This window comes from Nocardia vulneris, from assembly GCF_001613425.1.
Classification (GTDB): domain Bacteria; phylum Actinomycetota; class Actinomycetes; order Mycobacteriales; family Mycobacteriaceae; genus Nocardia; species Nocardia vulneris.
In genome coordinates this window covers 482,572-495,504 of record NZ_BDCI01000017.1, presented here as the reverse complement: position 1 = coordinate 495,504, position 12,933 = coordinate 482,572, and the positions used below count along the sequence as shown (strand labels likewise).

The 12,933-nt window shown below is 69.5% G+C and carries 11 protein-coding genes; 5 read left to right on the top strand and 6 right to left on the bottom strand.

Annotated elements, in window-relative coordinates; genetic code table 11:
• Nucleotides 1–10 precede the first annotated feature (10 nt).
• The 3 genes from NVU01S_RS19955 to NVU01S_RS19945 all read left to right on the top strand — a co-directional run bounded on the left by NVU01S_RS19955 (nt 11) and on the right by NVU01S_RS19945 (nt 4,897).
• Complete coding sequence (locus NVU01S_RS19955) at nt 11–1,750, top strand: class I adenylate-forming enzyme family protein (RefSeq protein WP_082032056.1); 1,740 nt, start codon at nt 11–13, stop codon at nt 1,748–1,750.
• Between the two features lie 47 nt (nt 1,751–1,797).
• Nucleotides 1,798–3,039 (top strand): acetyl-CoA acetyltransferase, encoded by a 1,242-nt coding sequence (locus NVU01S_RS19950; RefSeq protein ID WP_043670958.1) that lies wholly within the window; start codon nt 1,798–1,800, stop codon nt 3,037–3,039.
• A 256-nt stretch (nt 3,040–3,295) separates the two neighbouring features.
• A complete protein-coding gene (locus NVU01S_RS19945) occupies nt 3,296–4,897 on the top strand; it encodes a hypothetical protein (RefSeq protein WP_043670956.1) in 1,602 nt (533 codons plus the stop codon).
• Nucleotides 4,898–4,934: 37 nt separating this feature from the next.
• Here the strand turns inward: NVU01S_RS19945 and NVU01S_RS19940 are convergent, their stop codons facing one another.
• Nucleotides 4,935–5,855: a helix-turn-helix domain-containing protein gene (locus NVU01S_RS19940; RefSeq protein WP_043670954.1), complete on the bottom strand. Its 921-nt coding sequence runs from the start codon at nt 5,853–5,855 to the stop codon at nt 4,935–4,937.
• Between the two features lie 47 nt (nt 5,856–5,902).
• Here NVU01S_RS19940 and NVU01S_RS19935 point away from each other — a divergent pair, with 47 nt between their 5' ends.
• Nucleotides 5,903–6,571, top strand: a complete 669-nt coding sequence (locus tag NVU01S_RS19935) for a maleylpyruvate isomerase family mycothiol-dependent enzyme (RefSeq protein WP_244467250.1) — start codon at nt 5,903–5,905, stop codon at nt 6,569–6,571.
• 30 nt (nt 6,572–6,601) lie between these two features.
• On the opposite strand, the gene NVU01S_RS19930 is transcribed toward NVU01S_RS19935, so the two are convergent.
• The 5 genes from NVU01S_RS19930 to NVU01S_RS19910 form a co-directional block, all read right to left on the bottom strand.
• Complete coding sequence (locus tag NVU01S_RS19930) at nt 6,602–7,495, bottom strand: class I SAM-dependent methyltransferase (RefSeq protein WP_043671132.1); 894 nt, start codon at nt 7,493–7,495, stop codon at nt 6,602–6,604.
• 183 nt (nt 7,496–7,678) lie between these two features.
• On the bottom strand, nt 7,679–8,995 hold the full coding sequence (locus NVU01S_RS19925) for a lipase family protein (RefSeq protein WP_043670948.1): 1,317 nt from the start codon (nt 8,993–8,995) through the stop codon (nt 7,679–7,681).
• A gap of 250 nt (nt 8,996–9,245) precedes the next feature.
• On the bottom strand, nt 9,246–10,130 hold the full coding sequence (locus tag NVU01S_RS19920; RefSeq protein WP_052280624.1) for a 5-oxoprolinase subunit C family protein: 885 nt from the start codon (nt 10,128–10,130) through the stop codon (nt 9,246–9,248).
• Nucleotides 10,127–10,783 (bottom strand): 5-oxoprolinase subunit B family protein, encoded by a 657-nt coding sequence (locus NVU01S_RS19915; RefSeq protein WP_043671130.1) that lies wholly within the window; start codon nt 10,781–10,783, stop codon nt 10,127–10,129. The genes NVU01S_RS19920 and NVU01S_RS19915 overlap by 4 nt, the downstream gene beginning before the upstream one ends.
• Nucleotides 10,784–10,793: 10 nt before the next feature.
• A complete protein-coding gene (locus tag NVU01S_RS19910) occupies nt 10,794–12,071 on the bottom strand; it encodes an MFS transporter (protein ID WP_043670942.1) in 1,278 nt (425 codons plus the stop codon).
• Between the two features lie 154 nt (nt 12,072–12,225).
• On the opposite strand from NVU01S_RS19910, the gene NVU01S_RS19905 reads away from it, so the two are divergent.
• Nucleotides 12,226–12,933, top strand: a complete 708-nt coding sequence (locus tag NVU01S_RS19905; protein ID WP_043670939.1) for a GntR family transcriptional regulator — start codon at nt 12,226–12,228, stop codon at nt 12,931–12,933.

Here is a 12,933-nt window from a genome sequence, read left to right as displayed (position 1 = left end):
AGGAACGCCCATGTCCGAGTCGTCCACCACCGCAACCGATACCGGCGCCCGCACGCAGGTGCCCACCTGTCATCCCGCGGATACGGTCCGCGAGTATCTGGCCCGGGGTTGGTGGCAGCCGGAAACACTGCCCGACCTGCTCCGGCAGCGGGTCCAGGCGGCACCGGAGGCGCCGGCGATCTCCGATCCGGCCAACCTCGCGGCGCTGACCGGCGCGGCGCCGCGCACCCTCGCGTGGCGCGCAATGGACGAGCACAGCGCCGATCTGGCGGCACTGCTGTACCGCAACGGGATTCGGCAGGGCGACACCGTGGCGGTGCAACTCCCGAATTCGATCGCGTTGACCGCCACGTATTTCGCGCTGTGGCGCCTCGGCGCGATCGCGACACCGATGCCCGCCTCGTTCCGCCGCCACGAGCTGTCCGGCATCGTCGCCGCATCCGGCGCCACCGCGGTGATCACGGTGGGCACGTTGTCCGGTCGCGAACTGGCCGGGGACGCACTGGAAGTGGCGAACACCGTGTTCGCCTTCGGCCCCGGCGTACCGGACGGGGCGATCCCGCTGGACGGCCCGGTGGCCGCGGCGGACCGCGAACGGCTGCGGTTCTATGAGCGCGGGCTGACGGTCTCGGTCAACGATCGGGTCACCGTCTGCTGGACCAGTGGCACCGAGGCCGCGCCGAAGGGGGTGCCGCGCTGTCACGGCGACTGGCTCGCCATGGCGTGGGGCGTGCAGGACGGGCTGTGCCTCACCCCGGAATCGGTGCTGCTCAACCCCTTTCCGATGGTCAACATGGCCGGTTTCGCGGCGGCGTTCCTGCCGTGGCTGCTCGTCGGCGGGCACCTGGTGCAGCATCAGCCACTGGACTTGCCCGTGTTCCTCGCTCAGATCGCGCGGCATCGGGTGACGCACACCAGCATGCCGCCCGCGTTGCTGACGATGCTGCTGCACAACGAGAGCCTGCGCGCGTCCGCCGACCTCAGCTCGTTGCAGCGGGTCGGCTCGGGCGGCGCACCGTTGCCGCCGAGCGTGGTCCGCGGCTGGCAGGACGACCTCGGCATCGAGGTGCTGAATTTCTTCGGCTCCAACGAGGGCGTCTGTTTGCTGGGCGCGCCCGTGGACATCCCCGATCCGCTCACTCGCGCACAGCATCTGCCGCATTACGGCGCGCCCGGCGTGCGCTGGGCCACCCGGCTCGCGCGGAGCACGACGGTGAAACTCGTCGAGGTCGGTACCGGCGCCGCGGTGACCGCCATCGGCGGCACCGGGGAACTGCGGCTGGCCGGGCCCGCGGTGTTCGGCGGCTACCTGCCCGGCACCGCGACGAGCGAGCCGTTCGACGCGGACGGATTCCTGTGCAGCGGAGACGTCTTCGAGCTGTGCGGCGTCGACGGCCGGTATCTGCGGTTCGTGGACCGGATCAAGGAGATCATCATCCGCGGCGGAATGAACATCGCGCCCGCCGAGATCGAGGGCCTGCTGGCCGATCACCCGGCCGTCGCCGATGTCGCGGTCGTCGGCTACCCCGACGCGGTACTCGGCGAGAAGTGCTGCGTCTTCGTGGTTCCGGCGCCCGGTACCACGGTCACGCTGGCCGAGCTGGTCGAGCAGCTGCGCGAGCGCGAGGTGGCCTCGTTCAAGCTGCCCGAGCGGCTGGAGCTGGTCGAGGCGCTGCCGCGCAACCCGGTCGGCAAGCTGCTGCGGCGCGAGCTGCGAGAAACGCTGCGGGGCAACGGCGTCGAGACCTGACCGGGTGCCCGCCGCACCCGAGACCCGCACGAGAGACCGGAGTACTCATGTCCACCAGCACCATTCACCTACTCGGCGGCAGCCAGACCGATTTCGCGGTCAACTGGCATCGGTCCGGCCTCGGCTTCGACGCGCTCGTCGCGGCCGTGCTCGCCCCGACCTTCGAGGCCACCGGCGTGGCACCGGACGAGATCGAGGTGATCCACGTCGGTAATGCCTTCGGGCAGTTGTTCACCGGGCAGGGGCAGCTCGGCGCCATGCCCGCCACCGTCTGCCCCGAGCTGTGGGGGGTACCGGCGAGCAGGCACGAAGCCGCCTGTGCCTCGGGCAGTATGGCGCTGCTGGCCGCGATGGCAGACCTGGCGGCGGGCCGCTACGACTGCGCGCTGGTGCTCGGCGCCGAGCTGGAGAAGACCGTGCCGGGGGAGCAGGCGGCGGGTTACCTGGGGGCCGCGGCCTGGGTGGGACACGAGGCGCCGGACGTGAAGTTCGTGTGGCCGACCATGTTTGCCGCCCTCGCCGACGAATACGACCGCCGCTACGGCCTCGACGACGCGCATCTGCGCGCGATCAGCGAACTCAACATCACCAATGCCCGCGCCAACCCGGCCGCGCAGACCAGGAACTGGACCTACTCCCGGGACAGCTTCGCCGCCGACGACACCGCGAACCCGCGGGTGGCGGGCCGGTTGCGCCGCCAGGATTGCAGCCAGATGACCGACGGAGCCGCGGCCGTCGTCGTGGTGTCGGACCGATTCCTGGCGCGGCGCACCGAGTTACGGCCGGAACGCCGCGCGGTGATCAGCGGCTGGGGGCATCGCACGGCCGGGCTGTCGCTGGCGGGGAAACTGCGGGTCGCGGCGGACGACCCCTATGTCTTCCCGCATGTGCGCGCGACCGTCCTGGACGCGCTGGGCCGCGCCGGCTTGCCCGCGATCGACGCCGTGGACGGCGTCGAGGTACACGACTGCTTCGCCATGTCGGAGTACATGGCGATCGATCATCTCGGTATCACGGGGCCCGGGGAGAGCTGGAAAGCGGTGGAAACGGGCGAAATCGGGCGAAACGGCAGGCTTGCTGTCAACCCGGGTGGCGGATTGATCGGGGGTGGCCATCCCGTGGGGGCGACCGGGGTGCGTATGGTGCTCGACGCGTACAAGCAGGTGACCGGGCAGGCAGGAGATTATCAAGTGCCGGACGCGCGTCGATTCGCCACCCTCAACATCGGCGGGAGCGCCACGACCGCAGCGAGTTTCGTGGTCGAGGCCGCGACGCGCCCGAACGAGTGAGGCTTTGCCCGGCCGCGTCCGCGCGGCCCAGAAACCCCGTAGCGAACATCGGGCGTTTCGGCGCGTCGTGCCCGCGACACGGTCATCGTGAACCGTTCAGTCTGGTACGGGCACCGGCGAAAACCGTGTCGCGGCACGCCGCATTCACCCGGCAAATCGACACTTTTCGCTGGCAACGGTGCGTCGTCCGGAAATGCGATGTAGCCTTCTCCCGCGTGATCACTTGTCTGCCATCGAATCTCCTCCTGGAGCCTAAATGACCATCCAGCATCCCATCGAGGACGAGGTCACGCAGCTGGCGAAGCGGGTCGAAAAGGCTCGTGGCCGGCTGGCATACCAATTCGATCCCGCGTTGACCGAAGCGCTGTCCGAGGACGAGCTGCAGGCGGAACGCGAGCTAGCCGAGCGGATTCGCGGCCAGGATCGTGGTCAGCGCTGGAAAGAGGCTCAGGCCGCCGCGTCGGCGGCCGACCGCGCCAGGCAGACCACCGAAGCCATCGAAAAGGCCGACATGCGAGATCTCCTGATGGCCCGCAAGGCCATTGCGTCACAGCGCCGTGAGTCGAGCCCGCATGCCAAACTGGCCTCGTTGTACCGGCATCGGTCCTGGTCGTTGCGCGCCCTGGCGGGCGTCGTCGGCGCGGGCATGCTGTGGTCGGCAGTGAACGTGCAGCAGAACATCGCGCCCGGCGGGGCCGACGATCCGCTGTTCTGGTTCAGCTATCTGCTGGAGGCGATGATCAGCGTCTGCTTGATCATCATCATGATCGGCACCAACAAGGTGGCCGAATGGGGCATCGTCGACAACCGCAAGCAGGTCGTCGCCGCCGAGGTCGCGCTGCTGTCGCTGACCGTCACCCTGAACACCTACCCGTACGTGCGCGCGGAGCAGTGGTACGACGCCGCCGTGCACGCCGTCGCGCCCGTGATGATCGGTGTGGCACTGCTGATTCACGACGCGGCCAGCGCCCGCTACGGTCTCGCGATCCACCGGGCCACCGAGCAGGTGCGCGACCTGCCCGATCCGGCCGAGCAGATCCGGCGCACGCTGCCGCCGATCGCCAGCTACCGGATGGACCGCCGGACCTCGGATGTGATGGCGGCGAGCGCGATCGCCGAACTCACCGTCGAGCCGGAGCCGGATCCGCTGGCGGAGTTGGGCGCCGGCCCGAGTACCGCCGTCGTCGATCCGGAGATCGATGTCGTGGTGCAGGACGACGACGCCGTCACCGAGAAGAAGCCCGCGGTGTCGGGCTCGGCGTTCCGCGGCGCGACCGCGTTCGAGGCGACCTCGACCTACGAGAAGCTCGCCGCGCTGGACAAGCTCGTCGAGGCCGACAGCGCCACCGCGTTCGCGGCCACCGCCGAGAACGGGCGCACCGCAGGCGATTCCGAGCTCCGCACGGTGCCGAACGGCACCGAGGTCGCCGCCACGGCGCCGGCCAGGAACGGGAAGTCCGCCGAGCTGCCCGCCGCGAAGAGCAAGCCCGCCGCGGCGAGCACCGAGAAGCGTACGGCCGAGCCCAAGCCGGCCGCGGCGAGCCCGGCGGCCAAGAACGGCGCCGTCAAGCCCGCTGCACCGGAGGTGACCCCGGCCAAGCCGGCCACCCCGGTGACGAAGCCGGCCGCCGCGGCACAGTCGGCCGCCGCGACGACGGCGGCGATCAAGCGTCCGGACACCGAAAAGCCCGGCGGGGCAGCCGATGCCAAGGATGCGCTGCCGACCCCGGAGATCCACGACACCGGCCAGTTCCGCATCGCCGAGATCCTCGAGCAGGAACTCGCCGAACTGCAGGCGGCACGTCGGCGGGCCCGCACCAACCGCAAGACCTCGCCCGCCGCGGGACGCGATCGCTGAGCGCGGAACGGGAAACCGGATCGTCCGGCCCGCTTCGTTACTCGGTGCGCACCGAGCAGCGCAACGCGTCGAACATCCAGTGGTGGATCGCGCCGATCGTGGCGGTGACGCCCGTGACCTGCGCGGTGAGTCGCCAGTAGCGCTGTAGCCGGGGATCCGGGTCCGTCGCGTCGACGAGCAGTTCCCGGCGGAATCGCGGCGTGTCTCGGCGCCCGCGGGCCGCCGCGTGCGCGGCCACGTACTGGTCGAGTACGGTTCCGGCGCGCGGCTGTTCCGCCGCGGCGACGAGCGGTGCCGCCGCTTCGCAGACCTGTGCCACCGCCGTCACCAGCTGTCGCTGATCGCCGACGTCCGCTCGGTTGGATCGCCAGATCTGGTGTGCCATTGCGGTTTTGACGTGCGCGTCGGTCGCGAGAGCGCTGAGTTCGGCATATGCGAGCACGTGTCCCGGCTCCGGTTCCCCCGGTAGCGGCGCGTGCATATCGATGAACGAATCGAACAGTCCGCCGGGCAGGGTGCCGAGGATGGGACGCCACAGCGCGACCAGCGTATCGAGCACGGTGTCCCGATCATGCGCTGCCGCAAGCAGAGCCACGCGCTCGGTGCGTGCGTCAGGGGATGCGTGCTCGATGGCGAGCAATGCCGCCCGGCGCCACCGCAACGCGTCGAGCTCGGCTTCGACGGCCGCCCGCTCTACCGCGACCGCCGTGCCGAGGGATTCGGCGCCGCCGAGCACCCGCACGATCGTGGGCAGCGGCACATCGAGTGCCCGCAGCCTGCGCACCAGCAGCACTTGATCGATCGCGGCCGGCAGGTCGAAGACCCGGTGGCCGGCCCCGGTCCGGCGGTGGTCGAGAACGCCACTGTCGCAATAGAACCGGATGGTGCGCACGGAAACGCCGGTCCGCTCGGCCACTTCGCCGATGCCGGCCACCCGGGTGGATGTGTCCTCGGTCACAGCAGCTTGCACCTCCACTCGGCTGGAGTTCCTAAGGTAGTGCAACCATGAGCGAGAGGGACTTACCGATGCGACACACCGGATCCATGACCACCGAGGACATTTGGCGGGCGACCGCCGCCGAACGAGCCGCACTCGCGGACCTGCTGGCGGGACTCACCGAGGAGCAATGGGATCACCCGTCTCTCTGCTCGCAGTGGCGGGTCCGCGACGTGGTCGCGCACACCGTGCAGACCACCCGCGCCCATCTCGGCTGGATCCTGGTGAATCTGGCCCGGGCGCGTGGCAATGTCGACCGGGCGCTGTGTGAGGTCGCGATCCGGCACGCGGACCGGGTCGGGACACGGGAGTTGCTCGCGCAACTGCGCGCGAGCGTGCCCGCGCGGTTCGTCCCGATCGGCACCGTACCCGCCGACCGGCTGCTGGACGTGCTGGTGCACGCTCAGGACGTCGCCGTACCGCTGGGCCTCGAGCACCCGATGCCCGCGGCGGCGGCAAAGGTTGCGCTGCAACGGGTCTGGGCGACGGCGGGCCGGTTCGGGATCGCCGAGCGGTTGGCGGGCGTGCAGCTGGTCGCCACCGACGCCGAGTGGTCCGCGGGTGCGGGAGCGCAGGTGCACGGTACCGCGGGGGCGCTGCTGCTGCTCGCTACCGGCCGCCCCGCGGACGCACTGCTCACCGGGCCGGGGGCCGCGGTGCTGGCCGACCGGCGATGAACGGGCCGCCCGCGCACGGCTGGTGACTACTCAAGCGGGTTTGCGGGCGCTCAGGTATCGGATGCCGTCCATCATCCGACTGAACGGTTCCGGGAGCACCGGAGCGGCTCGGTGGTAGATCTCGGTCAGCTGCTCGGGCCGGAGTGCGCTGGCGGTCCACCCCTGCGCGATGAGCCAGCTTTCGGCGTCGGCGCGGTCGTCGGTGTAGAAGAGAGCGCCGAAGTCGACCTTGTCATAAACCGTGTCGCGCAGGTGTTCGGCTTGGTATGCGGTGACCTGATGCAGATCGACCGAGTTGTCGAAGGTGTCGGTGGCCAGACTGCTGCCCGGTGCGGACAGGTGATCGATGCGGTGGAACAGGGCGTCCTGCGCCGCCCCCGGCAGATAGGGGAGCAGCCCCTCGGCCGACCAGACCGTGGGGACGGCCGGATCGAACCCGGCGGCCAGGAGTGCGGCGGGCCAATCGTCGCGGAGATCGACGGCGACTTCCCGGCGATCCGCGCGGGGGACGGCGCCGGCCGCGGTGAGCACCTGGCGTTTGAAGTCGAGTACCTGCGGTTGGTCGATCTCGTAGACGGTCGAACCTTGCGGCCAGTCCAGCCGGTAGGCGCGCGCGTCCAGCCCCGCGGCCAGGATCACCGCCTGCCGGACGCCCGACTGTCCCGCGGACAGGAACAGATCGTCGAAGAACTTGCTGCGTAAGCCGAGGTAACCGTCCATCAGCGGCGTGCCCTGCGACCGTTGGGCGTCTCGGATCAACGCTATCGTGGCCGGGTCGCCGGCCGCCTCGACGAACAGCGCGGCGTATTCGTCGCGGATCAGGGCGTCGGGCCGTCCGGTCTCGATCGCGCGGGCGGCCGCGACCTGCAGCGCGGTCATCCCCACGCTGCTGACGATGTCCCAGGTATCACCTTCGGTACGCATGATGCTCTCCTCGAAGTCCTCGAATAGCCGGCGCGACAAGCACTTCGGACGTCCCCATCCGGCGAATTCGCTTGTCGGCGTGGCAATTACATTGCTGTCTACAGGGCCGAGCGGGAAACGAGTTCGATCATACGACTGACTGGGACGGTCGTGCTAGAGCTGTGCTGCGGGGAAACCGGGGGATCAGCAGGTGGTCGGGCCGGGATCGGCGCCCGCGACGACCGCGGTGAGCCACAGCAACGAGGGTTCGTAGCCGAGGAGTTCGGCCGAAATATGTTCCGAGGCGGGGACTCTGAAGAAGCGCAGGTTGGCGCCCGCGGCGCAGTAACGCTGCACGACCGGTTCGATCGAGGGGATCGGGATGATCGGATCGGTGGTGGAGTGCCACATGGCGATCGGCACATCCGGTGTGTCCCCGTAGCCGAGGCTGTCGCGTTGCAACACCGACTGGACATCCGGGTCGAGGAAGGCCTGCGGGTCCTTCAGGTAGTTCTTCAGTGGTCGCCACGCTCCGGTGGCCGCCGCGGTGTAGAGGCAGCGGTGCGAGATGTCGTTGGCGACGGTCATGCCGTCGGGGGTGAGGAACTTTTCCAGCGGCAGCTCGTCCGGGAACTCTCTGGACAGCCCGATCAGCCAGATCCAGCCGACGAAATCGGACTGTCCCGCGATGCCGGGGCCCGCGTCCATGGCGAACTGCGTCATCGCGTGCTTGTCTCCGGGCACACCGCCCTGGGCGCTGCCCTTGACCGGCAGTTCCGGGGCGTAGCTGCGATGCAGCTCGGCCGCCCAGGCCGTGGCGCTGCCACCACCGGAGTAGCCCCACAGCCCCACCGGCGCGTCGGCCAGCCCGAGTCCGGCCCGGCGGACCGCCCGAGCGCCGTCGAGCACCATCCGGCCCTCGCTCGGCGCGAGCGTGGTGCTGGTCTTGCCATTGAAGTCGGGCACCGACACCGCCATGCCTTCGGCGAGGAACTGCAGCAGCAGCTGGGTTTCCTTCATCGTGCCCGCGCGCAGCGTGTGCGAGGGATTGCACGCCGGATCGAGGCCGTCGATCGCTTCCTGGTAAGAGATGACCGGCCGCGGCGTGGGCCCGAGCCAGGGGATGCCCGGGATCAGCACGGTGGTCGCGGTGGTGATCGGCCGATCGTGGCTGTCGGTGCTGCGGTAGAGGATCTGTTCGGTGTGCACCGGCGGCCACGGCACGCCGAGCAGATAGCTCGTCACCACCCGTTTGCGGATGACATCGCCGTTCGCGTAGGCGCCGAGGTCGGCCGGATCGTCGTACCACCGGTCCTCGCCCGGCATGGGCACCGGGATGAACCGGTAGATATCGGTTTCGCTGGGCAGCGGCGGGAATTGGTTCTCGTCCGGCCGGTTCGGCCAGGTGGGCGCCGGATTTCCGGGCGCATCCGGGGCGGCGGTCGCCGTCCCGGTCACGGTGAGCGCGGCAGCGAGGGTGAGACCGACGGCGAAGGTCGCAGAACGAAAGCAGGGCAGCATTGCGTCTTCCTCATGAGCTTTGATGGGCACCTGAGCCAGGGGCCGCGCGCGGCGGCCGCCAACCGGGACTCAGGGGGAGTGCCCGACCGACCGAACGAGCACTCATTCCACCCGACCCGTTACCTGGGTGTCACTACGCACTCGCTCAGTATTTGCCCATCCTCCGCTGTGCACTGTGCATATATGTAACCGTAAATGCACAGATATTGCCCCGAGTGTCCGAGCGCGCCGACGCGCGTGCGGGCGGTTCTCAGGGCGCGACGAGCCGGAACCGCAACTGCTGGCCCGGCCGCAACTGGGCCAGTAGGTCCACATCGGCGCTGACGACCGTGCCGACGACCGGATAGCCGCCGGTGATCGGGTGGTCGGCGAGGAAGACGACGGGTTCACCGCTCGGCTGTACCTGGATGGCGCCGAGTGCCATGCCCTCGGTGGGCAGTTCCTTGTCGTTGATCCGGGTCAGCGGGGGATGCTCGCCCACCCGGGTCAGCCGCACACCGACGCGATCGGCGCGGTCGGTCATCGCCCAGGTGCCGGTGCACAGCGCCCGCGGATCGGTGAACCAGTCGTCGCGCGGGCCGAGTAGCACGCGGACCTCGACGGTCGCGGTGTCGGGCGAAGGCACCGGTGCCACAGCGACATTCGGCCACGGGTAGGTCCGCGCGGATCCCACCGCGAGCTCGGCCCCGTCCGCCAGTGCCGCCGGCCCCAGCCCGGCCAGCGTGTCCGTACTGCACGAGCCGAGCACCGGTTCGGCCGCGATGCCGCCGCGCACCCCCACGTAGGCCCGCAGGCCCGCCGCGGCCATGCCGAGCTTCAGCTGCTCACCGGCCGCCAGCGCGAGCACGGCGGCGCGCGCCTGCGGGACGCCGTCCACCGTGATCGGCGCGTCGGCGCCGGTGACCGTCAGCAGGATCGGCGCGAGAGCCGTCAATTCCAGTCCGCCGAGCAGTGTTTCGATGCCCGCCGCGTGCTCGGGGTTACCGACCAGCCGATTGGCCAGCTTCAGCGCACCGCGGTCGGCCGCACCGGACACGCCGACGCCGATGGCGAACCAGCCGGGCCGGCCCAGATCCTGGATGGTGCTCAATGCCCCGGCGGCGTCGACCCGTAACGCGGCATGTCCCGCACTCACGCGGCGGCCTCCTCGGTGAAACGGACTCGGGTGCCCGGACGTAACAGGGACGGTTCGGTCCGGGTGAGGTCCCACAGGCGAAAGTCGGTGGTGCCGATGATCTGCCAGCCGCCGGGTGAGCGCCGCGGATAGACGGCGCTGTACCCGTCGGCCAATGCTACCGAGCCCGCGGGCACCGAGGTGCGGGACTCGGCTCGCCGCGGCACCGCGAGCCCGGTGTCCGTGCTCTCCAGATAACCGAAGCCCGGCGCGAATCCCACGAAGGCGCACCGCCATTGCGCCTTCGTGTGGGCCTCGACGACCGCGCGGGTGTCGGTGCCGAGCAGTGCCGCGACGGCGGCCAGGTCCGGTCCGTCGTAGCGGACCGGGATGATGATCGCGGCGGGCACCGGCGCTTCGGATGTCGCCCGCTCGGGTGACTGCGCGCGCCGGAACAGTTGGCGCAGGCCGTTTTCCACGGCCCGGCCGTCCGCGGTGTCGGTCAGGGTGACCAGCACCGTCTGCGCCGCGGGCAGCACATCGTGCACCCCGTCGGGCAATTCGCACCGCAACAGGTCGACGAAGGCGACGAGATCGGCGTGGTCCGCGGGGGCGACCAGCAGCGAACGGTCACCCGCGGGCAGTATCCGCAGCGGCACGGTGATCACCGGCATCCCTTCTCGCTCAAGCCAGTTCGCGGCCACGGGTCTCCGGCAGGCCGAACAGTGCCAGCACGGCGATCAGGTAGCCGAGTGCGCCGAACATCATCGCGCCGGTCAGACCGAACGCGGTGGACGCCAGAAACCCGACGGCCGTGGGGAAGATCGCGCCGACGCCGCGCCCGAAGTTGTAGGTGAAGCCCTGTCCGGTGCCGCGCGACGCGGTCGGATACAGCTCGGACAGGAACGACCCGAAGCTGGAGAAGATGGCCGCGGTGCAGAATCCGAGTGGGAAGCCCAGGATCAGCACCAGGGTGTTCGCCCCCTCGGGGACCTGGATGTAGGCGATCATGAAGGCCAGGGACAGCACGGCGAACAACTGGATCGTGCGCTTGCGCCCGAGCCGGTCGGCGAGGATACCGCCGGTGACGTAGCCGAGGAACGCGCCGCCGATCAGCAGGAACAGATAACCGCCCGTGCCAACGACATTCAGGTGCCTGCTCTTCTTCAGATAGGTCGGCAGCCAGGTCGCGAGGGTGTAGTAGCCGCCCTGCACGCCGGTGGCCAGCAGCGAGGCGAACAGGGTGGTCCGCAGCAGGTCGCGCCGGAAGATCGCGGAGAACGATCCGGCCTGCTTGCCCGCCGATTCGCGGCGCTGGGTCACGGCTTCGGAATCGGTCAGATTGCGCCGCACCCAGACGATCAGCAGCGCGGGCAATGCGCCGGTCCAGAACAGCACCCGCCAGGCCAGATCCTCGTCGACGAAGTGGAAGACCAAGGTGTAGACGAGCACCGCCAGACCCCAGCCCGCGGCCCACGCGCTCTGCACATAGGCCACCGCCCGCCCCCGGTATTTGGACTGGGCGTACTCGGCGACCAGGATGGCGCCGGCCGCCCATTCACCGCCGAAGCCGAGGCCCTGAAACGCCCGGAACACCAGCAACGTCTCGAAATTCGGTGCGAAACCGCACAATACGGTGAACAGGGTGTAGGTCGCGACGGTGAGCTGCAGCGTCCGCACCCGTCCGATCTTGTCGGCCAGCACACCCGCCAGCGCGCCGCCGAGTGCGGACACCAGCAGCGTCACGGTGGTGAGCAGCCCGGCCTTGCCGGAGCTGATGGCGAAGTACGACGTGATCGCGCCGAGCGCCAGCGGCAGCACCTGGAAGTCGTAGGCGTCCAAGCCATATCCGCCGAAAGCGCCGAGGAAGGCGCGTTTGCCCTTGGCGCTCATGGTGCGGAACCAGTCGAACGGCTGCGAGGTCCCGGCGGAGTCCGCCGGAGTGTCGGTGGAAATGGTCATGCTGCCTCACAAATCTCTAGCTCAGGAGAGCGACCTACGTCACAGCAGCGTACGGATCGTTGAACGATTCTGCAATCCTAAAGTCGGATCGTCGGCTGGCGGTGCGATCTGAGCTATGCTCGAACGGCAAAGCCACAGGTCCGCGGAGGTTTGGATGACGACACCGGTAGATCGGCCCGATCCCGTCTACACGGCCCTTTCCGAACACAAAGGTCTGCTGACCCGGTCCAGCCGCAGCTCACAGACCGCCGATATCGTCCGCGCGAGCATCCTGGACGGCTCGCTGCGGCCCGGTTCCCGCCTTTCCGAGCCCGATATCTGTGCGGCGCTCGGTGTTTCGCGCAATACCCTGCGCGAGGCCTTCCGCTCGCTGATCGAAGAGCGACTGGTGACCCACGAACTCAACCGCGGCGCCTTCGTCCGGGTGCCCACCTCCGACGATGTCGCCGAGCTGTACCAGTGCCGGCGGATCGTCGAGTGCGCGGCGATCCGCGGATTCGACCGCGCGGCAACCGAATCCGACGAGCTCGCGGCCGCGCTCGCGCGCGCCGACGCCTGCGCCGCGGAACAGGATTGGACCGGGGTCGGCACCGCGGACATCGATTTCCACAAGGCGATCGCCGCCCTCAATCGCAGTAAGCGCCTCGACCAGATGATGTCGAGCGTGTGGAACGAACTGCGCCTGGTCTTCCACGTGATGGCCGATCCGCTCACCTTCCACGAGCCCTATCTGGCCCGCAATCACGAGATCCACCGCGCGCTGCTCGACGGTCGCGGTGCGGTGGCCGAACAGATGCTGGCCGAGTATCTCACCGACGCCGAAACGCATATCCGGTCCGCCTACACGCGCGTGGTCGCCTGA

Coding starts and splice junctions, on each gene's coding strand:
- NVU01S_RS19915 (WP_043671130.1), bottom strand. CDS start 10,783: ATGCCGGTGATCACCGTGCCGCTGCGGATACTGCCCGCGGGTGACCGT.
- NVU01S_RS19910 (WP_043670942.1), bottom strand. CDS start 12,071: ATGACCATTTCCACCGACACTCCGGCGGACTCCGCCGGGACCTCGCAG.
- NVU01S_RS19950 (WP_043670958.1), top strand. CDS start 1,798: ATGTCCACCAGCACCATTCACCTACTCGGCGGCAGCCAGACCGATTTC.
- NVU01S_RS19955 (WP_082032056.1), top strand. CDS start 11: ATGTCCGAGTCGTCCACCACCGCAACCGATACCGGCGCCCGCACGCAG.
- NVU01S_RS19905 (WP_043670939.1), top strand. CDS start 12,226: ATGACGACACCGGTAGATCGGCCCGATCCCGTCTACACGGCCCTTTCC.
- NVU01S_RS19925 (WP_043670948.1), bottom strand. CDS start 8,995: ATGCTGCCCTGCTTTCGTTCTGCGACCTTCGCCGTCGGTCTCACCCTC.
- NVU01S_RS19930 (WP_043671132.1), bottom strand. CDS start 7,495: ATGCGTACCGAAGGTGATACCTGGGACATCGTCAGCAGCGTGGGGATG.
- NVU01S_RS19945 (WP_043670956.1), top strand. CDS start 3,296: ATGACCATCCAGCATCCCATCGAGGACGAGGTCACGCAGCTGGCGAAG.
- NVU01S_RS19935 (WP_244467250.1), top strand. CDS start 5,903: ATGAGCGAGAGGGACTTACCGATGCGACACACCGGATCCATGACCACC.